Annotated in this window: 11 protein-coding genes; all 11 read right to left on the reverse strand. The window is 42.3% G+C overall.

The features are described 5' to 3' along the window. Positions 1-87: 87 nt before the first annotated feature. Complete coding sequence (locus LPB86_RS18975; RefSeq protein ID WP_230692990.1) at positions 88-4,473, reverse strand: hypothetical protein; 4,386 nt, start codon at positions 4,471-4,473, stop codon at positions 88-90. 5 nt (positions 4,474-4,478) lie between these two features. Continuing rightward, positions 4,479-5,753: a DUF4861 family protein gene (locus LPB86_RS18980; protein WP_230692991.1), complete on the reverse strand. Its 1,275-nt coding sequence runs from the start codon at positions 5,751-5,753 to the stop codon at positions 4,479-4,481. Beyond that, positions 5,740-7,569, reverse strand: a complete 1,830-nt coding sequence (locus LPB86_RS18985) for a glycoside hydrolase family 105 protein (protein ID WP_230692992.1) — start codon at positions 7,567-7,569, stop codon at positions 5,740-5,742. Before LPB86_RS18985 ends, LPB86_RS18980 begins: the two co-directional genes overlap by 14 nt. Positions 7,570-7,589: 20 nt before the next feature. Then, positions 7,590-11,570, reverse strand: a complete 3,981-nt coding sequence (locus LPB86_RS18990) for a fibronectin type III domain-containing protein (protein WP_230692993.1) — start codon at positions 11,568-11,570, stop codon at positions 7,590-7,592. Beyond that, positions 11,571-13,973 (reverse strand): glycosyl hydrolase family 28-related protein, encoded by a 2,403-nt coding sequence (locus tag LPB86_RS18995; protein WP_230692994.1) that lies wholly within the window; start codon positions 13,971-13,973, stop codon positions 11,571-11,573. A gap of 23 nt (positions 13,974-13,996) precedes the next feature. Continuing rightward, a complete protein-coding gene (locus LPB86_RS19000; RefSeq protein ID WP_230692995.1) occupies positions 13,997-15,304 on the reverse strand; it encodes an acetylxylan esterase in 1,308 nt (435 codons plus the stop codon). Positions 15,305-15,517: 213 nt separating this feature from the next. Next, positions 15,518-17,017, reverse strand: coding sequence for a sialate O-acetylesterase (locus tag LPB86_RS19005; RefSeq protein ID WP_230692996.1), 1,500 nt, complete (start codon positions 17,015-17,017; stop codon positions 15,518-15,520). Between the two features lie 11 nt (positions 17,018-17,028). Continuing rightward, entirely contained in the window at positions 17,029-19,026 is a 1,998-nt protein-coding gene (locus tag LPB86_RS19010; protein WP_230692997.1) for an FAD-dependent oxidoreductase, read from the reverse strand. Positions 19,027-19,139: 113 nt separating this feature from the next. Next, the gene (locus LPB86_RS19015) at positions 19,140-20,420 is read right to left on the reverse strand and encodes a S9 family peptidase (protein ID WP_230692998.1); all 1,281 of its coding nucleotides are present in this window, start codon (positions 20,418-20,420) and stop codon (positions 19,140-19,142) included. 11 nt (positions 20,421-20,431) lie between these two features. Then, complete coding sequence (locus LPB86_RS19020; RefSeq protein WP_230692999.1) at positions 20,432-22,054, reverse strand: RagB/SusD family nutrient uptake outer membrane protein; 1,623 nt, start codon at positions 22,052-22,054, stop codon at positions 20,432-20,434. Positions 22,055-22,073: 19 nt separating this feature from the next. Continuing rightward, the gene (locus tag LPB86_RS19025) at positions 22,074-25,007 is read right to left on the reverse strand and encodes a SusC/RagA family TonB-linked outer membrane protein (RefSeq protein WP_230693000.1); all 2,934 of its coding nucleotides are present in this window, start codon (positions 25,005-25,007) and stop codon (positions 22,074-22,076) included. Between the last annotated feature and the right edge of the window lie 5 nt (positions 25,008-25,012).

Below are 25,012 nucleotides of genomic sequence, written 5' to 3' on the forward strand. Positions count from 1 at the left end.
ATTAGTATAAAAGTACTGCCTGTACATTAAAATGAACTGTACCATAATCCCATTTTAATGTACAGGCTTAACAAACGCCTCCCTAAATCATTTAAATTCCCATGTACCCCATAATCCGGGACTTAATTCTGCTTCAGCAGGCACGTCAGAAACAATTCCAGTAGCCTTATTGCTCCAGTACACCCTTGAAATGGTCTGTGCACCATCGCCACGTAAAATACCGATATCACCTTTAATCAGCATGCCGGGCATTGGCTTAAGGTTCAATACTGACAATGGCACAGAAATTTCGTAATCTCCATTTTTACCGGCAGCAAAACTAAGTTGTGCTGTCACATCTTCCACACCGTCAAAAGTAATGGTACGCCAAGGAGAGGCAAAGGGAACTCTGTCGGCAGCTTTACTACCCGCAACTACTGCGCGGTAAAGCAAAGCCTTAGGTTTACCTTTAACCAGGGTAACTAATAAACGTATGTCTCCAGCCACGGGAGAACTGCGATCTGATTTTGCAGTTGCATCCGCACCAATCATTAGATCTAATGCTCCGCCGGTTTTAAAAGGCGCAACTGGCATTTCACCTGTATTTTTAAGCAGTTCTGCATCTCCTGTACGGTAGGCCACATATAATTTATCGCCAGAAACAGTTACAGCACCAGTAACATTGTAAGGCTTGGAATTTGAATTAAAATTGGCCTTAACGCCACTCTTGTCAATATCTACCCAATTTGCATCCTTCCAGTCGTCAACCTTGCCATCAACTACCAATGTTGCTTTGCTTAAAGCAACGGTCAACACCCCACGGCCTTCAGCCTTTTGACGCTGTGACTCTGATTTCACCTGGTAAACACGACTTTTATCAAGATCTGCAGTAGTTACATTAAGCGTACTTACAGGTAGCCTGCTTATATTTTTTAAGCCATCTACACGGACCACGCTACTCCTGGCGCCATCTACAAGATACACTTCGCCGGCTTTGGTTTGCGTAATGCTTGGCCAAAAATTCTCCTCACCAAGGCTAACTCCTTTTAAACTCATACCCCTTTCAGCCACTGGCATCCGCCAACGCTTTCCGCTGCGCATCGGTTCAAATAATGTGGCCACAAATAAACCATCTGTGGTAAATACATAAACCATACCGTGGTTGCTGTTTACTGCCCAGAGCGGGCCGGAATCTGCACCTTTGATGTCCATTAGTCCACCAAGTAAACGTGTTGGGCCTATTAATTCACCACTAAATGAGGGTAAAGGAGCTTCATGAGAAGCATGCAAACCAGGCCACATATTTGGATAACTCCAGCGGGCTTTCCCATCTTTGGCTCCGCTGATGGAATATTTATGAAAAGGCGCCATTCCCTGAACGGCGACCGTCCAACCATTTGCATCTGTGAGTACCTGATTACCACCAGATGATGCCGGAGAAAGTATACCGGCAGCAAGTACCTTAGCATTACCCAACTGATAAACCGGGCTGCCCTTTGCTGAAAAACTTACTGGTGCAAACTGAGTAGCTTTACCATTAAGTTGCGCGATAATAAAAGAGAGATCCGACATCACGGTTACACCGCTTGCGGCTCCTTTTATAAAGCTAACCTCATTGGTTTGCACCGCTGCATCTTCATTTATATCCGTCCACATAAAAAAAGCAAGTACTTTTTCTCCTTTGCCATTCAAATCAACATCTGCCGGCAAAACAGATTTAAACCGCTCTTCCTTTAAAATTTCCCAGGCATCTGCTCTTCCCATTGCAGCTGCAGGATACGCGATCCCATCTCGGTCTACAAACAGAAATGCCGTTGGCTGCCCTCCTGTAGGATTTGAACTGTAACAATTGGTAAAATACCGTTTACCTTTATAATATAAAGCTGTTTCCGGGCCCGAGCTCCTGAATGCTAAATCCAGGCTACCGGGCGTTTTACGGTAAATGACTTGTTTTAATTTGTTTTCACCAGTTTGCCAATCCAGCGCAAATTCCATTGCTCCTTTTGTCTCCTCAGAATAGTAGAACTTAGTTTTATCCTCTGGATCTACAGTACCGCCCCCTCCGTATTTTGAAGGGCCATAAAAAGAACGGATTAATTTACCATCCAATGTCCACACACTAACTCGTTTTGGCAAATAGTCATTTTCCGCTACCCAAAGCTGCTGTTTGGCATCTACCGTAATTCCAGCAGGGTTATTCATGTGCAAGGGATCGTATGGACCAGCTTTAGGCGCGCCAGGGCGACCAATTGCGGAGACAAATTTTCCAGATGCGGTAAATACTTTTACCTGGTGACTTTTCCCACCGTCGCTGATCAGTATACGGTCATCCTGAGTAAAGGTTAAACCTACCGGAGCTTCCAAACCTGAAGAGATCACCGTTTGTACCGCAGGTAATTTATTGATATCACTGATATTACTGTACTTCAGCAATTTATTTTCAGACAAAAACAACAAGCTGCCTTTTGAATCAAAAGCCAATCCCATAGGCGCGTTTGCAAGCGTTGTTCCAAGAACTTTACCCAATTTTACATCAATAAAAATCAACTGGTTCTTTTTGGTTAAACTTACTACAGCAATGCCATCACGTACTGCAAGGCCACCAATTTCGTCTGATTTGCTTGCCTTGGGTGCGAAAGGACCCAGCGCATGAAGGATAATAGGCTTATCTGCGCCCGCGGTTAATGCGGTAATACGCAATTCTGCTTCGCCAGATTTTTTACCTGTCTCCCATACCGATCCCACATATGCATAAACATCTGTTGCTGCTTTTTCTCCTGCATCCCTTGCCAAATAAGGTGCTGCTGTCCAGGCACCACCAATCCATTTTTTTCCTCCTAATTTTTTCCCATCAAGATCTACCCAAGCCAAACCATCAGGGCCTTCGGTTACATAATTACCCAAAAATACTGCTGGCTGTCCTGTAGGGGATTGTTTCGCAGGCACAAACACAGCCGCCTGGGGTGCGCTATGGTTGGCAAGCCATCCACCAACATGATCGTCTGTGCTCCAGGGAGGAGTTCCTGTTGTATATACAGGAAATTCATACGTAGTGGTTATTTCTCCTCTAACCAACCCCCGCACTTTATATTCGCCGGGCACTACAAACTTGGCCGGAATTTTATAAACACCATGTTTTGCGGCTTCTATATCACGGCCCAGATCATCCAGCCCATCCCACCAGGCTACATTTTTTCCTGCGTTAAACCAGGTTTCAGAGATCAGGTTTCTAACCCTCATTCCATTTTTATCTTCAATCACCAGTGTAACGTATCCTGCCTCTTTTAAGGTGAAGGGAACCGCAATAGGTGGATTTGGCAGTTGAGCAACCGCAGCAAGAGCTCCACCAGGGGCGGAAAGGGGAAGGTTCCCTAAGGATTGCAGCGCCATAATTTCTCCGAGCCAAACCCGTCTCCCTTCCATCACTTTGTCTTTTAAATTTCCAACACCTTTTAATGGTGCTGTTATTTTAAGGCGCACACTTGTTGTGGTCACTACTTTACCAAAATCCAGGTAATTGGGCCATAGATGAGGAGTAGTGCCCACAATTCCACTATAGACGGCTATTGACTGCCATTGGTTTTCACGGGCATCCCTGGGGTGCTGTCCGGCAGGGCCAGTAAAAGCCTGTGCCTCTGCAGCACTAAATCCAGCCCACAAAGCAACAAGCCCACTAATTTTAACCGGCTGTGCCCATGTTAGTAGAATCCATTCTGCATTTTCTGCAGATATCACCGGCTGATTTGCTGGAGAAGCTTCCTTATAATCTATGTTTTCCCAGGCTGCCCAATTATCAGTTAAGCCATTATTCAATAGTTTTGCACGCTGATTAGAGGATTTAGCCGAAGTAATAGCTTGTCCGGAAATATTACTGAAACGCTCTTCCGCCAGCAAAGCTCCGGTTAAAAAACCTTCGTAAGCGCCGTCAGAAGCATCTGGCACATGACTAAAACGGAGCGCCCGGGTTTTGGTTCCTGCAGGAAAAACCCAAATTCCATAGTCGCTTTTGTCCAGTTCTTTGTCTGAAACCTGTCCGTCCGCCAATCTTTTTGCAGGAATCCACTGTGTTTCATCAGCCATATTACCGGGATAAGCTGCACCAGGTTTCAATACACTGGGGCGCCCCCCTCCGTCAGCGATTATACTACCAACAGGTATGGCGGTATGGAAGCCAATCCGAAGGTGGCGGGGGCCAGATTTTTTTGAAAATCCAAAGGTAACGCCAGAATGCCCTGGCTGCGTCTTATCCGTCCACAGCACCCATTGAGGTGTTTTTGCCTTTTCTTCCTTTGCCATTACTGGTTTCTCATTACCATCTACCCAATCTGCGTAGGCTGCAGGATCTAAATTATCTAATTTGACACTGGATTTGAAGGCCAGGTCTGGTTTTGGAACAGTGATGGCCTTTGTTTGCGCCAATGAAAAGGATGTACAAACTGTCATTGAAATTGCGAAAAAACAAAGGAGGCTATTGATGCTTCGTGGAAATGTCATAGCGTTCATATTTTGGTTGAATGTTTGAATATTTTAATTGGAGCAGCCAGCCTGATTTGTAGTTGCTTAATTTCATGTAAAAAGTAAGGAGAATGGCGGTATTCAGGATTTTGTCCCGCCCATCCTGCGATAAAATAAAAGGTAACAGGCTGATTGTTTTTAGCAAGTATTTTTGCGTAATAAGTTTGTGTAACTCCCGAACCAGAGAGGGCTGCACCGCTGTCGCCCAAAAAATGCGACTTCTCCACAATTAAGGCCATATCCAATGCATCTCCACTTTCAGCCTGCAGACCATGAGTACCAATTGCGGTAAAGACGGGGCTATCAACGCGAAAACGTGTGCTTGGCTTTATTTCAGCTATTCCACTCACCAGAATCTTTTGCCCTGTAAAACCAGACAGCCACACTTTACTTTGGTAGCCTGACATGCCCGCCCAAATGGTGATCTCCTGCTTTACATCATAGGTATACTGGCCAACAGGAACACTTAGGTAGCTTAACCTAAAGACAGATCTAACCGGCCCCCTGGAAACCAATTTATAAGTGGTATTTTTTGCCCCGGTTACCCGATATAGTGAATCAGCCTCATATATCGCTAGCCCCCCGGCTCCTAAAGAACCGGCTACCTTCAAAATATCCATTCCCCAAGGCTGCATGGTCATGTATTCTGCAATTTTTTCATCCAGGTCGGTTTTATCTAATATCATTTTGGGTGTCTTCTTGCCAAAAATATCCATGGCATTTCTGGAATCAAAATAGTTCCTAAAGCCGATTTTATCATTTTCCCAACCTGGTCCTTCCAATTGGTAACGTTGCAAAGTACGTTCCACAGTATGATCTTTGGGCATAGTTTCCTCTTTAATTTCCTGATAACCACCTTTTCCATCCTGTTTCGCAAAACGAACATTGGTTCGCTGGGTGTAAACAGGTAAATCGGCTGGACTCACGTAACGGCAATTGATCCTCGCAGCTGCTTTAGGTTTAAAAGAATAGACCAGTACCAGTTCATCCCAAATGCCATCTTTATTCAAATCATCTGTTTGTGAGGCTATTGCCGTACCTGTGCTATCTGTCAATTCCGGTACTTTTCCAAAAGGAATCTCACCAAACAGATCTGCCAGTTGTTGCCTGCTGATCACTATAGGTTCATCTACCCTGCTCAGCATTGAGGTATTGCTTAAAGTCAAGCGATCCATTCGCTCCGGAGAACAGGCTTGTTGCAGCAACAATACTGCACAATACACTACGGCTATAGCCCGGAGAACTTTACTTGCTTTCATTATTGACTAATTTTTCCATTTCTATACCTGCAAAAATCAATCCGATGATTCCATGAGAATCGTCATCAATTTTTGGCCGGTTCATATAATCTTCTACCTTTTCGCTGCTCATAGTACCCACGCAAATGTTGTGTACCGTTCCATCTGTTTCTACGCAAGAATTGATATATGCCCATCCTTTTTTGGCGTATGGCAGGTAGGCAGCCTTTTTTAGCCAGCCATTATTAATGCCTCGGGCAATGCCCAAAGTAATAATGGCTGTACCAGAAAGTTCCTGATAAGAATCCGGGCGGTCCAACACATTGTGCCATGCTCCTGATGCTGTATTCTGCAATTTAACCAGTGCATCTACATGCTTTGTATAAACCTGCAAAATTTGTTTACGCAAAGGATGGTTCTCCGGAAGCCTCAGTAAAACTTCGGTAGTAGCCCATATGCCCCAACCATTGGCACGTGACCAATATGGGAGTTTTGCCTTACGTGGCGAATATTGTGCATGCTGATAAAGGTTCACAGAGGAATCAAAAACCTGTTTATTAAATGCCAGCACCTGTTTAGCAGCATCATCTAACAAAGCTGCTTTTTCTTTCGGGTCACTGGTTTCAAGTGCCGCCTGAATAATGAACGGGATGCCCATATACATATCATCTGCCCAGGTGGTATATTTCTCCGGTGTCTCCCTTGTAAAATTACCCTCAGGAAGCCTGATTTGTCTCTTAATTACATAATCTTTCATGGTTTTTACAAAATCTACATATTCCTTACGGTTGCTGAAATCTTTGTGTGTAACCAGTCTGTGAATAAATGGTAACGAAGGGGCCGCTGTAAAGTCAAGTAATGGTGTATTAAAAAGCTGATGGTGTGTAGACTGAAAACCATTCAATGTGTTGACCTGGTAACCTATGAAGGGCTTTTTTTCCAGCATAAAATCCGTCCAACGTTTCGCATAATCATCATATTTTTGAGTGCCCGTTGCTTCAGATAAATTGGCCATTGCCCAGGCAACGCCACCTGTATGGTAATTCCAGTTGTAATAGGTTCCCCAGTAAGGTTTAGGATCAATTACATCGGCAAAAATTTCAATTTTAGGAATCGTCCATGAGGTGCTTTTTGTTCCATCTGTATAAAGTTTACCAGTTTCAAAACCATTTTCTATGCTGTAAGCCGCTGGCTTTTTTGCCGAACCGCCCGCAAAAGGTCCCATCACCAACCAGTTGGTCAATTTCGCTACATCTGCACTAATGCCAGGAAGGCCGGCTATGGTCAGTTCTGGTGCCCAGGCCATTCGGTCTTCAATAAGCGCGCCTTTAGGCTGAATGTAGAAGATCCATTCGTTTCCCTGAGTTTCTGATTTAACAAGAATATTGTTTACACCCTTTTTAAGCCGTACAGGGAATTCGCTTTCCAGTTTAATGTCACGTTCACGCGGTTCTATATTTACTTTCCCAGGTCCTTCTTTTTTATAGGCCACTACATTGTTAATCCATAAGGTTAAGTCGTCATTGTGACTCACCTGAATTGTGAAAGCAGTATCGGTTTTACTAATCAGCTGGCTCATTGCATAGGCAACCGCGGGTTTACCCAGGCCAAATGTCCTGCCCAGGTCAACATGCTGTATAAAATCAAACTGACTTGTATTGGGCCTCAATGACAATTGAAATTTAAAAGGCGTTTCGCGAATAATTTTATCGGCAACGTTTTCAATTACTTCAATTGGTCTCAAATTAGTTTTAGCGCTGGCTTGCTGTGCATGCAGGGAATGAAAAGGCATAGCCAACAAACCTACAGACAAAGCAACTTTAAAAAAGTTTGTCATATATATATTTCTATAATTATCTATTTAATTACCGGATAGGCGATTACAGGTTTTTTATCTTCTATAAAAGGATTAAACTCCATGAATCCGTTTTCATGATCCTCTGTATCCCTTCTAAAACCTTCCCTGGGTTTAGGCGTCCAGTTATTGAATCGCAATGGATCCGTATCGATGATGTTGCTAAACTTACTCGCTCCATTACCGTTAATGGCAGTTACTGCATATTCGTAAATGGTATTTGCTGCAGGCTTCTGGTCCGCAAAGGCAGTTAGAGGCCCTTCATATATTTTAGTAAATGAGGTTTTTGTTTTCAGACTTTTAATCCGGCGGTAAAGTGTATACTTCCCGGCCCCTAACACAGTGCCCCAGGTTATCCTATTTTGCACACCAGTAAGGTCTACCAAAAGTCCTTCCGGTGCATGTGCTGCCTGATCGGTTACATATACAGGATATTCATCTGAGGGATCTCCGTTTCCGCCTTTTGCATTTGCAATTACCCGAAGGTGAATTTTAGTCCCATTGGTTAAAGAAGAAAGTGATTCCTCAGTTTTAGTAATGTTCTCTTTCACCGTGGCCCAGTTCGTTCCGCCATCTTCACTCAATTGCAAGTTATAAGTCAGCGCACCGGGCACAGCTGCCCAGCTTACCAGCACACCTTTATTTTTAACCAGGGTTGATGTTATGGTACTGCTTCCTGGTATTACGCCATTACTGCTCCATTGCCAGGTATGTTTACCTGGCAGAACATTAATCCGTACTGTATTGTCAGTTGGCATATTGGGTACAGCAACACCATCCAAATAAAATGTTGAAGGGGATGTAACCGCAGTAAGAACAAGTTGCACTGCTTGCTCAACCTGAATTTGACCTTTAAAACCAGCAGCATTTTGCTGAAGGCTTAGCCCAGCTTTATTGCCTCCGCTAATTTCTATTTTAAGACCCGGAACCTCAATTTTAGATCCTGCAAATAATGCCGCACTATAATTTCCTTTGCTGTCTTTTTGAATAATTCCCGAGCTGCCTGTAAAGCCTAATCCATCCTTTTGATATGTAGTGGTTCCGGCAGACCTGAATACAAGGTCCAAACTGCCATCGCCTTTTTCTACGGTGCAGCCAAAATCAGCTTTGTTCACTTTAATTTCCGGTTTGTGGGTTACTATAGTTAAAAAACTCCCTTTACCATCATAGTAACGTCCCTTGGTAGGCATTACAGCCGGGTCTTTATGATAATTACTTTTTGAAGGTTTGATATCAGCATCACGACCAATAGCTCCCGGTAATACCTGATGAATAGACGGAAAATCATCTTCCGCACCCACAAACCATGAAAAACGGCCTTCTGTATCATTGCTCGCTACGTCGTCATATACTGCAATATAATCCGATCCCGATTGCAGCACACTGCGCGACCGATAGTCGGCAGCTATAGCAGCCTCAGCTTTCACACTGGCAAATTGTGCAAATCCAAAGTCATATAAAGGTTCAGTAAGATCGTTCCTGCCCACACTGCGGTAAGGTCCCAGAGCACGATAGCCCCCTGCTTTTTTAACACCAAAATTGCTAATGCGTTCTACATCTCCAAAAGGGCCATCGCCAACATCCTCTGATCCGTTATGGCTATAGCGTTTTCCCTGGGCATAATAATAAATCACCCCGTTTCCACCCATAGCTGCGCGTCCCCATCGGTAATTCGGCCCTTCATCAATTTGCTGAAGGTTTACATACATTTCATCTTTAGTACCAAAAGCACTTCTCAGGATATTTCCATAACCGGTATATTTGGCAGATTTTAAATGTGGATTGGTCCCTTTATTTTTTTCCCATTCGCCATGCAGCAGCGCTGTCCAGGCTTTATCTTTCTCCTTATTACTTTCAAAAGGACTGTCTTCCGCCGAAGTAAACCACAGCAGGTTTTCAGCAAGTATGGGGTTATAATAGCTAAGCTCCTGACCAAGTAATCGCAATGCATTTGGCGGTCCATCTCCGTATGCATGCGAATGTGCACCTTGAGGCGGATACAAACGTCGGTTTTTTTGACTGGCTATTGGTGACGTGGCAGCATTTACCAACCAGTTTCCATACTGTGAAACACCTGGCTGTAAATACCTGTTCTTTCCATCATAATTATGATTTAATAAATAACTAGTCCGCAAAACTGGTTTTAATGCCGCCCAGGTATAAGTAGCCAGGTTTTCTGTCCACCTGCCACCTTTGGCATCCCATAAAGGCACGTCCGGACGGGTATGGTAATTAAAATTAAGGTTTACGACTTTCTCAAAGTGGTCTGCCATTTTAGCCGCTTCCGGATGGTTAGGAAACAGAAATGCCATTAGTCCCACAACTCCCTTAATGTCACCCAAAAAATTAGGGTGGCCGCTTAAGAGTTTACGCATGGGCATAAGCGTTTCATCCATATATAAATAGCCTACAAACAACTGCCAGGCACGCAATTTACGATACTGCTCGCTGGACATTTTAGCGGCATTAAGATCAAAAGCAGGGATGATGGCATCGTAATAAATCCTTGAACCCACTGGATTTGGCCCTTCAACACGCTCACTTCCGGTGCCAATGCTTTTGAGTGCATTAAACAATTGGTTGTCCAGCTTTGGGAGGGTTAAAGTCTCCCCGTTTTCCGGTTTAAAATACTTCGGATAGCCTGTTTCAGGCAAGTCATAGTTTAAGACCCAGTTTTTAACTTTATTCAATGGCATCCAACCATACCAACGCCTTAAATCATCGATGTATAATAAAGAGTTTAAATTTTTATTCACCACATCAACGTCTTTCTGATGATTGTATGCAGCAATTGCAGTAGAACGGGTACCATTTACCAGTGGAAAAGTATAGTCAAGAATATTGTTGTTCCAATGAAAGCAGATGTTAAGATTTTGTTTCGAGCCCCATATCGCATATAATCCATCATCCCATTTCTCCATATCTTTGATAAACAACCCTATGGTGCGATGTTCTTTTTCACTCCAGAATGCTGCCGTAGGCAATCGCCACCAGCTCATCCAATTGTCATAGGGCGATATCCGAAAAGGAAGTTTACCATCTTTACCATTTTGCTGATCGTAACTTAAGTCTGGGTGCTTACTTGCATCTGCGGCTACAGGCAAACCTTCCATCGGTTCCCAGCTAAAATTATCGTAAGTGTCTTTAAGTTTGGTATTAATTTTATTAGAACGTGTAGAGGCATACCGGTGATCTAAAGAAATGTTGTCCCAGATCAGGTTCCATACTTTACCCTCATTAATGTCAAAACCTAACATTTCTTCTTCCAATTCGGCAAAGTCCATACCCGCAGCCAGGCTAATTTTCACCTGATATGTTTTGTTATTTCCAAACTCGTATTTAACAAGGTAAGCTACTTCAACTGGGCCTGCGCTCAACTCAGTTACTGTCATTTTTCCTAACGTGAGGCTTGCAGGAAGTACCCCATGCCCCAGCCATTTGCCGGCATTTCCATAACGTTTAACAGGTGCCGCAATTTTAGCACCCTGTAATGGAACTTCTATCTTTATTTTTCCATTGCTAATCAGGTAAGCGTCGGTAGTTTTCGCTACTGCTACTGCAGCCACATCAGCGACCATGTCCTTCCCTTTTTTACCTTTAGTTTTAACCAAGCGAAATAGTTTATTAGTGCCGGAGGGAAGGTCTGACATAAAGCTGAGCGTTGCTTCTTGCAAAATGCCATTTTTTAATACTGGACTACTAAGTTGAAAAGCAACTTCTTTACCAGTAAGCCCCTCTGTCAGGTTCAATTCATTTTGCTTTACACTTGCCGCCGTAAAATCTATTCTATACTGTAGTACACTTAACGGCCATGAAAATGCAGCATGGTTCAGGTCATCCTTTAACAAGATAGAAATTCCCTCTGCTTTCCATTTCAGTGGTGTCGCATGGATAGGTTCAAACACTACCTGCGCTCCTGCTATATTACTAAACAAGACAGCATAGATAAAAAGAAAAAATACCGATCTGATCTTTAAATACATTTACTTGGTTTTAGATGGTAATATAACTGTTCCCTTCGCCTCTGTAATAGGGGTTTTCACATTTTCAAAAGTGGCATCCTTTATAATCGTTTGATCTATATTGTGGTACAAGCGGTAACCTATGTCGGCATTTTCAACCTTATTATTTTCAAATATTGTCCCAATAATACCTGTCGCCTTATTCTTCAGAGATCCTGTAGTATAAGTTGGATTTTTCAGCAGTACTTCGTTAAAATAACCCTCTCCCCGCACAAAAGTTCCAGAGTTAGGCATATGCGCTTTTACATAATTTCTTCTAATTTCTACACCAATACTTCCTACACCAAATAAGGTATCAGGCTTTGTACCAATGGCCAGTACATTACATACAAAAGCAGGGCGAAAACCATTCGTATTTATAACCTCGTTATCATTAATACTTACATCCCAGCTTAAATTGTAACGTCCCATCATTAAACGCTGGTCTGAGCGAAGATATATTCCTTCAGAATTGGCTAATTTGTTGTTTACAATCGCCAAATCTGTAGCTCCGCAGTAAAACCAAATACCACGGTTATTGTCTTCCAGAATATTGTCTTTAACCAGCCAGTCTTCTGCCGACCAGCGCATTATTGAATAATGGCTCGTTTGATCTGGAACAACATCCCAGGCTTTTTCTATTTTAACAGTATTCGCTGTGTTACTCAACAATCGCCGCCATTGTCCGGTACCTTTCCCTTCTATGATGGCAATATGGTCTGCCGAACCCAAAGATTCCATTCTAATCCGTGCCCAATGTTTACTGGTGTCTGTTATAGAAGTTGCAGTTGCAGAAGAAACTTTACCCACATCCATTTGCTCTGCATTACATCCCTGACTTAAAATGGTTTCTCCCTGGTTGTGGTTTTCAATTTTCCCACCCTCTACATCCAGGCGGTTACCCAACACCACTACATCTTGTGCATAATCTATATTAAAGCCTCCGGTTTCTCCTTTATAATTGGCCAAATTGGCAATTCGGGTAATGTGGTTATTTTCTACAATCCCGTTGTAACTGTCGTTAAAACCGAACCGCCCGGCAGCATAGTGCACCCTGTTGTTACGCACAACAAAGTTTGTAGAACCGTTGCAATGCCATAACCATGGCCAGGTAACCTGGGCTTTACTGTCAAAAATACAATCCGTAATCAGCACACGGTCTACATATCCCCATGAAAGTCCCCATGCTACTGCAAAATCAAAACGGCACCTGGCCGCAAAATATTTAGAACCTGCAGCGCCGGGTTTTTTAACAGCCGGTGCAAGATTTTTTAAACTGTGACGCCAAATACCACTTGTATTTACGTTTTGCAGGCACAAATCATACAAGCCTGTTAAAGTAGTTTCTAAAGGCCATAAAATAGCCACACCTTCTGTTGTTGCATTTGGCCAGCCATCTTTACCTATTGGATTTGGGTATGGTGGAGGCGTTCCAAATCCGTATTGAATATAAGTTTTATCTAATCCCTCACCTTTTAATACAACCTTTGATTTCATTACAATTCCGCTTCCAGACGGGATTTCCAGTTTGTATTTTCCGGCAGGGAAATAAACTACACCACCACCATTTTTACTGGCTAAATCTACGGCTTCCTGTATTGCCTTGCGGTCATCCGTTTCTCCATCGCCTTTGGCTTTTAATACTAAGCGTGGATCTGTTTTTACATTGTATAAGTTACCCGCAAAGGTAAACTCTGTTCCCCAGGGCACTTTTAAGGCGAAGGGATCTTTTGCTGAAGCTATACAGCTGATGCCTTCTTCAGACTCCGCTTCAGAAAAACTGCCGCCAATTCCATTGCTTACTATGATCTTATAACTATTGCCTGCCTTTAAATCTGCCGGTGCTTGAAGCGTTAAAATATAGGCTTCGGCACTGCTAACTTTTGCCGCAAAACTGGCCTTACTTTTCTGGTCTACAAAACGCGCTCTTGGTGTGCTTCCGACAAATTTGAAGTTACGTCCAAATATGCGTAAGGCTTGGTTTGGCATAATCTGATCGTACTCTATGGTTACAACACGTGCTTTATTTAAAAATACAGGCTTGCTTAAGGCTTTTCCGTTTTTTACCCAAAGTGCAATTAAACTTCCTTCTTTAATCAACTGTTCATTAGGCACAAGGGCCGAAATGTTTCGCTTAGATTGGCTCAGGATCTTAAACTGACCCGATGGCTTTAAAACTTTGTCGCCTTCTTTAACAATCGAGTACCAAAGTTCAGGCTTTTCGCCAAATCCATGCCCCTGCACACCAAATACTTCGCCTGCTTTTACAGTTTCATTGCTGTTAAAGATCACAGGTATTTCTGCGGCATAAGCGCATGTAAATAATAAAACAGTTAGTAAACCTGCTTTTAAAATCGTTTTAAAAAGAAAAATAGTCACATTCATGGTATAATTGCTTAGACGTAGATTTATTTTAATTGCTGGATTAAACTAGAAACCGATACCGTATCTTTTCCCAATTTGGGGTTGTTGTCTGTAACCAGTACATACCAATCCAGGGGCTTACTGGCCAGCGCTGCCGGTATTGTTGCCCGGTAACCTTTCCCATTTGTAATAGCATCTACTGATGACCAAATCCGCTCTGTCCATACAGGCTGGTCTGCCGGGCTGGTATAAAATACTTTAGCGCCCACTAGTTTAGCCGCCGCTGCAACGGTATAGTTAATTTGAAATGAGCCATCCTTTAATTTCTCTGATTTACCTAAAATAACTTTAGGGAGATCTGGTCCTCCTTTTAGGTAATGATTGAGGAAAGGAGTCATCAGGCTGCTACCCTGATATTTCATGGCATGGTTATCATTAGGAGAATAAAAAGTATACACTGGACCTTTTACATCGGCTAATGTAGCTTGTACGGCCATCCATGACCAATGCCTGTCGTTAGATGCCGTTGCAATTAAATACGGTTTAGTGATGTTTTTTGCCCTTGACCCCGGATCCAGGTATTTGATCCATTCTGCCCGTTCTGCATCGGGAAGCTTTTCAATATGACTCTTTTCATAAGCTCCTTTTAAAAAATTACCCGATCCATAAGCAGAATAAGTACCGGCAATGTCCTTATCCAGAATGCTGGCAACCATGGTTGCGGTATAACCACCCCAGGAGGCCCCTGCAATGGCGATCTTTTGCTTGTCAACATCTGGTTGGGCACGAAGCAGATAAAATGACTGTATAGACGCTAGTACAGCGTCAAAAAGCGCACTATTTGATGCTGTCGGCTTCGCAGCTATTTTAGGGATTTTTTCCCATGATATTGTATTTTTAAGACTTTTAGCTTTTCCTGCTACACCGGGAATATCCAATACCAGGGATACATACCCATCTTTAGCAGAACCTATAGCAGCAGGAATATCGGCATTACCTCCACCACCATGCAAACGTACAATTGCAGGAAAGGGGCCTTTACCGGCAGGGTGTACAATTACTGCGTACACCAATGAAACTTTAGGTCCTTCAGGGGTTTCTACAGTTCTGGATTTAAAAACCAGCTTATGAATCTTAAGCCCTTCCGGTGTGGTCTCTGTACCTAGATCTTCAGAAATGACCGGAGCTTTACCCGTTAAAAAAGGCAAAAAGGGATCCTGGCCAAAAGTATGAAACGAAGTAAATAAAAGCAGCACCGCTGTAACGGATATTTTAACTTTTGATAAAGCCAGTTTAAGCATATTATATTTGGTTGTAGTCTGATTTCGTTTATCAAAGGTATTTTCATTCACCCGGCATCCGCTATACTATACTGACATTGTACTGCACTATGTTTTCAAAATCAAGAATATGGGGTGTACAAGCCTTTAAATGTACTTATAATTCAAATGGTATGATTAACTATTATCTTCAACATTTATATCAAAATAAGCATTAAAAAAGGGCTAGACATTCTCTGTCCGCCCTCCTTTTAAGTTTTACAGCCGCAGAGGCTGCAAATTTTTCTATAAATCTGTTCTAAACGGTGAAGCCGGAATATCCACTTCGTTGTAGAGGTTTACATCTGGCACATTAGTCCAGCCGTATCTTACAGCGGTGGGTGCAGCTACATCAGGACTGTATACCACCAACTTATTGCCTTTAATTTCTGTTTTGGCATCTACAAACTTTTTATCTGTACCGGCAATTTGAAATCCTTTTAACTCCCCTCCTTTTGCAACCAGGTTTTTAGCATGGCTAAAAGTTAATACCGCTTTTGAATTGTCTACCTGCATAGACTGATACACTGGTCCAGAATATTCTATTTTTTCATTGTAAGCCAATGCCCTTGCGGCCAATGCTAATCTTGCGCCAACGGGTTGTTTAAAAACAGGATGAATGTCTTCTGCATTTCCACAGTCTATGGTTACCGCCATAGCTGTATTTGGTACTTTTTGTGCGGTAAGAAATTGTGCTTCACGGATTTCAGGACTCATTCCTTTATGAGGAGCAATTTGCACAAAATAGAAGGGAAAGTCGCCCTGTCCCCATGCCTTGCGCCAATCGGCAATCATCATCGGAAATAATGTTTGGTATGCCTTGCCCCTGCCACTATTTGCTTCTCCCTGATACCATATTGTACCTTTTATGGCAAAAGGCTGCAGGGGTTTAATCATTGCCGCATATAAGCCCCCGGCACCTCCGCCTTTTGCAGGATCTTGTGGAGCGCTTGGTTTATTGGGCAATGGTTTACCTTCTTTTCTCGCAGTTGCGGTATCCAGTTTATATTTCTCTAATATTGCTGCCTCTTCATTCTTATACTTTTCCAATCGCATCGGATAGGTTGAAACCCCATTTTCATAAGAAGATACGATGTTTTTAAATTCCGGGCTACTTGATAGCGCCTCGCGACTGGTCCAGTTTTCTACTGGTGTTCCACCTACGGCAGACAAGATAATACCAAAGGGGATGTTCAGTTTTTTGTATAAATCGCGTGCAAAGAAATACCCTACAGCAGTAAAGCCAGTGATGGTTTCTGGTGAACAAACTATCCATTTGCTCCCAATATCCGTTATTTGCTGGCCAGCTTTGTTTGGCACATAGTATTGTCTTATTTGAGGATATTTTGCATCTGCAATTTCCTGCACACCATTGGTAACCCGGGTAGCCATTTTAAAAGCCATGTTAGACTGTCCGCTGCATACCCAAACTTCTCCTACCAGGATATCGTTAATGGTCACGGCATTATCCCCTTTAATAGTCATTACAAATGGACCTCCCGCTTTTAATGGCTTTAACTTAACTATCCATCTACCATCTGCGGCAACGGTTTCCGCCTTTTGTCCGGCAAATTCTACGGTAACTTTCTCACCGTTCCTTGCTGTCCCCCAAACTGGTACGGGCATGTTTCGCTGCAAAACAGCATGTTCACTAAAAAGACTGTTGGGCACAACTTCCGCCTTAACCGAATAGGATTGCAAAGCAAATACTGCAACTGCAAATCCATTTAAAACAATTTTGTTCATATTAATCATTACTAGTATTTAAATAAAATGGCATCAGCAACAACTATCCCATCTGCATGTTTATTTGAGATTTCAACATAATTACCTCTTCCTTTTTTCATATCAAATGTTCCCAGGGGCACCCAATCTCCTGAATCCTGACCCAATACCACAATTTCATCAAGCTTAATCACAATCTCTTTCTTCACTTTTCCATTAAACACGGTTACAATGGTTTGGTTAGATGCGTTTTTTAACTTAGGAAAATAAGCATACACACTCGTTGCACCAGAGTTTGGTAAGTTTGGTATAAATCTAACAGATTTAACCTCATTGTGCAAGCTATCGGTAAGGCAAGATGGACCAAAAGTTCCGTTCTTATGAACAGCCCAGCTGCCTTGTAAGCGCACATCATTTTTATCTTCATTATCGATAATCATTTCTGCTGCTGGCCGGTTGTCTGCCAAAGGATAATCTTTAAGAACCTGCTGAAGCTTACGAACATCTAAAGCTTGTATAGCAACCTTACCATCAATAGCTAACGCGGCTGCAAGCCCTGCGGACTGCCCAAGCACCATAAATACTGGTTCCATACGTATAGAACCATAGGCAATATGACTGGCTGACAGGCATACAGGAACGATTAAGTTTTTACACTCGGAGGCTTTTGGCACAATTGACCGGTATGAAATAGGATAAGGCGGAAAACCCACCACCATTAAATCACCTTCGTTTTTAACCATACCATTGACCACAACACGTTGTGAATGGTGTGAATCCATGGTATACGCGGCCATTCCGATCCCATCTTCTGCAACTTTTTTACCTTCACAGTTGGCCTGGGTCATCACATAATCGCTTACCATTCTTCGCGCTTCTCTTACATAAAGTTGTGGCGACCAGTTGCCATTGTCCTGATATTCATCTTTAGGATAGCCCCAAAGCTGCATGGTATCTCTGATGTTTTTAGCAATACGGGGATCCTGACTTAGAAAAAAAAGCATTCCCTTTGTATAATCTTCATGTGCTTTGATAATTTTCTCACGCTTTTCATAAGAAGCTTCAGGATAATCGTAATTCATTCCTATCATATCTGTAGACATGGCTGAATGTCCGTTATTGATGTCGGTCTTTTGATTGGGTACCAACTCAAAACCTAATGCGGGCCATTGCGGTGTTTTTTTGTCCTCCATTTCTTTTGGAAATTTAGCCAGGTACCGCAAAAGAAGTTCGTAACGACTCGCGTCGTAGTTATCTGGTTTTGTAATGGCTATGCGGTTTTTTGGATCTCTTGTTAAACATACCCTGAAATTATAAGCCTGAACTCTATGGTCTCCTGTACCTCTTGGAGCCAAAGTATCAGGACTTACACCCCATACCAATCCGCTTTTTGGATCGCCAGTGATTTTATAAGGATCTATACCATCCATAAACTGATGAGTTTCCCCTAGCTGAACGCCATTGTGCGTTTCATGATAGGCGCTATTGGCTTCTCTGCCAACAGTATAAGAAACACCAGCTTTTGCCATTAAATCTCCTTCATAACTGCAGTCAATAAACATTTTCCCTTTTATAGAAGTCTTAGCTGATTCCCTTTTTGAGCTTGGTTTTTCTACGGTGATTTCAGTAATTGTTCCATTATCCTTACTAACAGCTATGATCCTGTTTTGATAGAGCACTTCAAATCCAGCTTTTTTAACGTACTCATTGAAAATATCTTCAGCTACATGAGGTTCAAAAATCCACTGCTCCAGTTTTCCATAGTATTTACCAATCTTGCGATAAAAATCTAAAGCCAAACCGGTAACAGCATATTTGTTCCCAATATCCGTACGTCCAAGTCCGCCAGAGGATAAACCGCCAAGATGCTTTCCAGGTTCAATGAGAATTACCGATTTACCCTGCATTTTAGCGGTATAAGCTGCCATTACTCCTGCAGAATTTCCGCCATACACAACAACATCATATTCTTTATTTTGAGAAGAATCTGATGTACAGGAATAAATGAACAACACACTGAGTATACCCATTAGCAAAGCTTTATGCGGTAACTCTTTTACTAATTCTAGGACTGCTACTATTAGGTGTTTAAAATGTTTGGCTTTTAGCGCGCATGTAGATATATGCTTCATAATTATATAAATTATTTGATTTCAACCAGATAACTGGAAACAGTAACTGGTCTGTCGTCTGATATACTGGCAAACCAAAAGGAACCTTTAGCAATTACTTGAGCTGGAATTTGTGCTTCGAAATTTAGATTGTTGGATGAAATGGCTTGCACTGCAATCCATTTACGTTTTGTCCATGTTGAATCGGTACTGTAATATACCGTTGCAGCCGTAATTTTAGTTTTGCCTTTTGCTGAGAATTTGACCTTATAATTGCCAGTAGAGCTGTCTATACTACCTGTTGGTTTCAAAATTTGAGGCAATGGCAGCCCGATGCTTTTTAGGAAATAGTTAAAATATGTTTCTTCCATTTGCATCGTACCTACCCTTTTCGTTGAACTGTTACCGCCGGGAATCGGGGCACCATGATTGGCGTTGGCTGCAAAAAAATGGTTTTGAGGCCCTTTTACAGCTTTTAAAGTGGCCATTACTGCAGGCGGATAAAACCAGTTGTCGTTGGTTGCGGCAGCTATAAAATATGGGGTGTTGATGTATTTTGCCCTTCTACCCGCATCCAGATATTTTAGCCAAAGCGCTTTGTCTGCTGTTGACATTTTATCAAGTTCTTTCAGGAAAACCGAAGCGGTATCATAGAACCCCGATCCATATGTAGAAAAGGATGCAGTGATATCTGCATTCGCCAATCCTGAAACAATGGTGGTCATATACCCGCCCCAGGAAACACCTGTAATGCCAATTTTATCTTTAAAGACATCGGGCTGCGAACGAAGCAGGTACAAACCCTGGACTGCAGCTACAACGCCTTCAAAAATAGTGCTGCGGGTAATGTCAGGCATAACCGTAAACCGGTTTTTTGCATAAGCATAGGTTTTCCAGAACCCTGTTGAGTTGGGTACTTTTTCAGGTGCGGTTACACCGGGGAGGTCAAGTGAAACGGCTATATAACCTTTAGCTGCCCAGTTCCTGATTTTATCTATTTCGGCAGCACCGCCACCTCCATGAAGCACCAGGATACCCGGGTAGTTGCCGGGTTTTAAGGGGCGGGCAATGGCCGCGTACACATTTGTGGAAATAACTTTACCATCAATGGTAACGTCCCTGGAATGAAAGATTACTTTTTTAAGCTTAATGCTGTCGGTTTCTTCACCCAATTCAGTAATTATTTTAGGCGTCGTATTGCGTAAATAAGGGGTAAAAGGATCTTGAGCATCAATGATTGCGTGGTTCTTTTTCTGCTGACTGTAGGCCAAATTAAAAGCAACAATAAAAATCAGGATCAATCTTAGTTTCATGGCAATGCTATCTAATCCGGGTTCTGAACTACATTATTGCTGCTCCTTATCTCTGCATTAGGAATTTTGAACAATAACTTGTTGCTATTCCAGGAAAGCACTTCAGCACCAGTTCGATCTCCATTAGGTATATTTGTAATAACACCCAATGCACCAAGACGTCGCAAATTATGAAAACGGTCCCCTTCAAAAGCAAGTTCCCTGATACGCTCTTTTCTAACTTCAGCCAGGATTTGCGTTGAATTGATCGTTGTTGCTGTAGGATAGGCAGCAGCAGCATTTACGATAACCCTGCTTCTAATCTGAACCAAATCTGCAAGTGCAGCAAGATGCTGCGCTGAGCCGTTAGGGAGCGTGCTTGCCTCCATAGCATTAATTTCTGCTCTATCTAATATCATCTCTACTGAACGTATTACAGGTACGTTCATCGCAGCCTGATCATATTTTCTGGTATAATATCTAGGACCGCCCGGAGAGGCCACTGTTGTAATTAACCTTGTTAATCTGGTATCGTTGGCATTGAAATTAGCATCGGCTATGAAAGTTGCGCTAACGGCCAATTGTGCTTCAGTTGTGCTGGCAACCTGAACGTACTTGGTTTTAAGCACCGTGTTAACAGGTACAACCGTACTGCCTACCAGATCATAAATTACTTCAGTTGGCCTGGCGGTAATAACTCCCGTTGAGGAAAATGGAGCAATAACATTCGCTTGGGCATTAGCAAGTGAAGGAGTTGCACCTGCAGCATTGGCCCTCACCAATGTATAGGCAGTTGTTATTGAACCTGGCACATCACCAATAACCTTTGCGATCTCAAGTTTTGCATTAACAAAATCATTTTGCTGAAAATAAACACGCGCAAGTATTGCCCTTGCCGCGTAATTGGTGGCCCTCCCCCTGCGGGCGGATAAACCTTGCAGTGATGACGCAGGTAACAAATCCTCAGCCTTTTTAAGATCACTGATAATTAATTGATAAGTTTCTTCAACGGTAGCCCTTCCTTGTCCAATAATATCGTCTGCCTTGGTAATATTAATTGAGGGCTTTGTTCTTAAAATCACGCCACTATTGGGCAGGCTATTGTTTGGAGAGGGTATACCTGTGCTGGTTGGAGTAGAAGGTGTACTAAACTGATACTGCTTACCATAAAATCTAACCAGTTCAAAGTGGCATAATCCCCTGATAAAATAAGCCTCCCCCAGCATTTTATCCCGGGTAACGTCGCTATATTCAGGATCAATTTCTTTAGTAATTAAATTGTTCTCAATGGCGTATATAACTGTATTTGCATTTTGAATAGCGGTATATCCAATACGCCAGTTATCAGCATATTCTGCTTGTTTAAGTGCTCTTTTATATACTTGATCGTAAGGATCCTCTGGCGTGCTGCCTGTAATTAAGGGGTTTACTATAACATGATCTGCCAATAACTCAGAAAACAATTTCCAGTTACCAGCAACAGTATGACCACTTGCAATTGCGCCATATGCACCGTATAAGATATTGTCCAGATCACGTGCCGATTCAAATATAGCACCTGTACTAAGTGTTGAATGATCCGGACCGTTTATTAATTTTTTGCACCCTGTACTTAGCACAGCTATAAAAAGGGTAAGTATTATATATTTTTTCATCTCCTTTATACTTTTTATATTAAAAACGCAAATTAAATCCTGCTGCAAATGTTCGTAGTTGTGGTACATCCATATAGGTAATCCCCTGATTTAGACTTCGCGCTACATTTGCAGTATAGTTACCTGATACTTCCGGATCCCAACCTGGAAAACTTGTTACAGTAAATAAATTTTGTGCTGAAATAAATAGTCTTGCCTCTTTTAAAAATTTTAATTTCTTGATTTGGTTTTTGAAAGAATAGCCAAGAGTGATGTTTTTCATCCTTAGATAAGATGCATCATGAAGGAAGCGGGTAGTATTGCTTCCAGCGATAGGATCGTTATACAGCAGACGAGGAAAGTCTGAACTGCCATTAGCTGGTGTCCAGCTATCTGCTGCAGTTTCCCTTAAGTTATTTGTACCTGTTAAATAACTCAGTACGCGTTCACCTTCATCAAGTACATAGTTGCCATACGAAAACGTAATAAATGCACTTAAATCAAAGTTTTTATAGCTGAACGTATTGTTTACCCCCCCAAAAAACTTTGGATCAGATGGTTTATCAAACTGGGGCCTGCGCAGGGCATCTATTTGTGCAGCACTCGTTGCCGGAACCTTAATATCATTCCCATTTGCATCAGTATCATAAATCAATTCCTGGCCTGTGGCAGGGTCAACGCCGGCATACTCAGCCAAATAAAAAACGCCTAACGGATGTCCTTCATAGGTTGTTATGTTTTTATGCGAACTAACTTGTTCGGGAGTTAATCCCCCCAGGTCCAACACCTCATTTTTATTTCGCGCAATAGTAAGCCTGGAATCCCAGGAAAACTTGCCGGTAATATTCTTTGAAACAAGAGATAGCTCTATGCCCCTGTTTCTTAATTTGCCTGCATTTAATAGTAATCCGCCATCGGCAACTCCAGCAGAAGGAGGTGCGTCGTAACTTAAAAGTAAATGATCTGTAATCCGGTTATAATAATCAAATGCACCAGAAATCCTACTTTTTACGATTTCGAAATCCAATCCCAGGTCAAGCTGTTTAGTCCGCTCCGGTTTCAAATTAAGGGTACCCATACCCACTATTTGAATTCCAGGCTGCTGAAGATATCTTGAATCTGCTGTTAAAAACCATCGCTCAAGTGATGAATAATTTCCAATACCAGAATTACCTGAAGCCCCATAGCTTGCTCTTACTTTGAGCAAATTGATCAATTTTGAGTTCTTAAGAAAATCTTCCCTGGAAAGCAGCCACCCAATTGAAGCAGCAGGAGTGTATATATATTTATTAGCTGCGCCATAACGTGATGACCCATCAAGTCTAACCGTTGCTCCCAAGAGGTATTTGTCTTTATAAGCGTAATTGGCGTTAGCGAAATATCCAACAAAAGTGTAAGTATTGGCTATTAAGTCCTCGGCAGTAAATGCATTTCTGAACGCTCCGGAAGTTGGCTCACGGCTACCTTCACTCGCAAAACCTTCCGCCTCCGCAAAGAAGTAAGGATTTTCATTGTAAATAAATTCAAATCCGCCTACAGCTGTGATCTTATGATCTTCAAAGTTCTTTTTATAATTTGCTACTGCCCTGATGTTATATAAGTCATTTGAATATTTCTCATACGCATTGTAAGCGGTAGGTAAACCAGATTGCGCCAAAGGCGCGGCTGCTGAGCCCAAGCGGACACGTCTGGAAAGATAATTAGCTGTTTTATGCTGATATTTTTCAAATGCACCATCAATGCGCAAATCAAGGCCATTAGCCAGCAGGTATGTTAAATTTGCTCCTGCTGTAACCCGTCTGGTCGTCTCTTTATTGTCGAAGTCACGTTTGCTTTGAAATGCAGCTACGTTGGTACCTGGCAAATTCAATACCGCAGGATTAATTGCATAAAAATAAGTGCCATTAGGGTTGTAGAATGGATATATTGGTAAATTAGCTTGCGCCGCATTGAATCCCCCTCCTGATCCATAACCAACGGGCATACTGTTATAGTCGATAAAACTTATAGCCGTACTTACCCCAATATTCAATCGCTTACTGATCTGATTTGAGATCCCAACTCTACCAGAATAACGCGAAAGGTCATTACCAGTTATAATGCCTTTTTCTTTATGATAATTACCCGATAAATAAAATGAAGATTTGCTACTCCCATAACTCGTAGAAAAATTCAATTGTTCCATTCGTCCATGATCCAATATCTGATCCAGGTTATTGGTATTCGTAGCTTCTGCCTCTGCTCTGCTGAAAGCAGGAACTGCGGGTAGGGCTGCCTGCCCGGCATTCCCGCTATTTACCCAGGCCCTGTCAAGTTGTTGCAAGTATTGCGAACCATTTAAGCTATTTATACGATTAGTTGCCTGCGTAATCCCCTGATAGTGATCAATATTAATAGCGGATTTATCTTTCTCACTTTTTTTTGTGGTAACTAAGATAACCCCGTTACCACCTCTTGTACCATAAATTGCAGTGCTGGCAGCATCTTTTAAAACCTCTACAGACTGAATGTTGTCCAGATCCAAATCCGAGAGTGGGTTAAATGTAGTACCCCAACCTGCCGCTATTCCTTTAGTTTCATGCTCTCTGGGTCCCGAATAAACAGGAACCCCATCGATCACAAATAAAGGCTGTGTCTCTGCATAAATTGACGACGTGCCCCGCAATCTCATAACCACATCAGTAGCGGGCTGTCCATTTGCCTGAATAACATGCAATCCGGCAACCTGACCCTGTAAAGCTGTTTGGAAATTTGGCACAAGCATATTTTGAAGTGCAGGAGCTTTTACACTGGCTACAGCCCCGGAAATACGATTTGGGGCGAGGAAATTATACCCCAGCGGTATCAATTGTTTCGGCAAAGTGTCGCTCCGTACAATCTTGTTATCTGGCACATTGGTTTTAATGGCTTTAACTTGAGCGGATACGGCAGCAACTTGCAAAGTCAAAAATGTATATAATAACGTTTTTATCATGACAA

This window comes from Pedobacter sp. MC2016-14, assembly GCF_020991475.1.
Lineage (GTDB): Bacteria > Bacteroidota > Bacteroidia > Sphingobacteriales > Sphingobacteriaceae > Pedobacter.

What these genes read in the sequence shown, in the direction of transcription:
- LPB86_RS18975 (WP_230692990.1), bottom strand. Translation starts at nt 4,473, where the DNA reads ATGACATTTCCACGAAGCATCAATAGCCTCCTTTGTTTTTTCGCAATT.
- LPB86_RS18980 (WP_230692991.1), bottom strand. Translation starts at nt 5,753, where the DNA reads ATGAAAGCAAGTAAAGTTCTCCGGGCTATAGCCGTAGTGTATTGTGCA.
- LPB86_RS18985 (WP_230692992.1), bottom strand. Translation starts at nt 7,569, where the DNA reads ATGACAAACTTTTTTAAAGTTGCTTTGTCTGTAGGTTTGTTGGCTATG.
- LPB86_RS18990 (WP_230692993.1), bottom strand. Translation starts at nt 11,570, where the DNA reads ATGTATTTAAAGATCAGATCGGTATTTTTTCTTTTTATCTATGCTGTC.
- LPB86_RS18995 (WP_230692994.1), bottom strand. Translation starts at nt 13,973, where the DNA reads ATGAATGTGACTATTTTTCTTTTTAAAACGATTTTAAAAGCAGGTTTA.
- LPB86_RS19005 (WP_230692996.1), bottom strand. Translation starts at nt 17,017, where the DNA reads ATGAACAAAATTGTTTTAAATGGATTTGCAGTTGCAGTATTTGCTTTG.
- LPB86_RS19010 (WP_230692997.1), bottom strand. Translation starts at nt 19,026, where the DNA reads ATGGGTATACTCAGTGTGTTGTTCATTTATTCCTGTACATCAGATTCT.
- LPB86_RS19015 (WP_230692998.1), bottom strand. Translation starts at nt 20,420, where the DNA reads ATGAAACTAAGATTGATCCTGATTTTTATTGTTGCTTTTAATTTGGCC.
- LPB86_RS19020 (WP_230692999.1), bottom strand. Translation starts at nt 22,054, where the DNA reads ATGAAAAAATATATAATACTTACCCTTTTTATAGCTGTGCTAAGTACA.
- LPB86_RS19025 (WP_230693000.1), bottom strand. Translation starts at nt 25,007, where the DNA reads ATGATAAAAACGTTATTATATACATTTTTGACTTTGCAAGTTGCTGCC.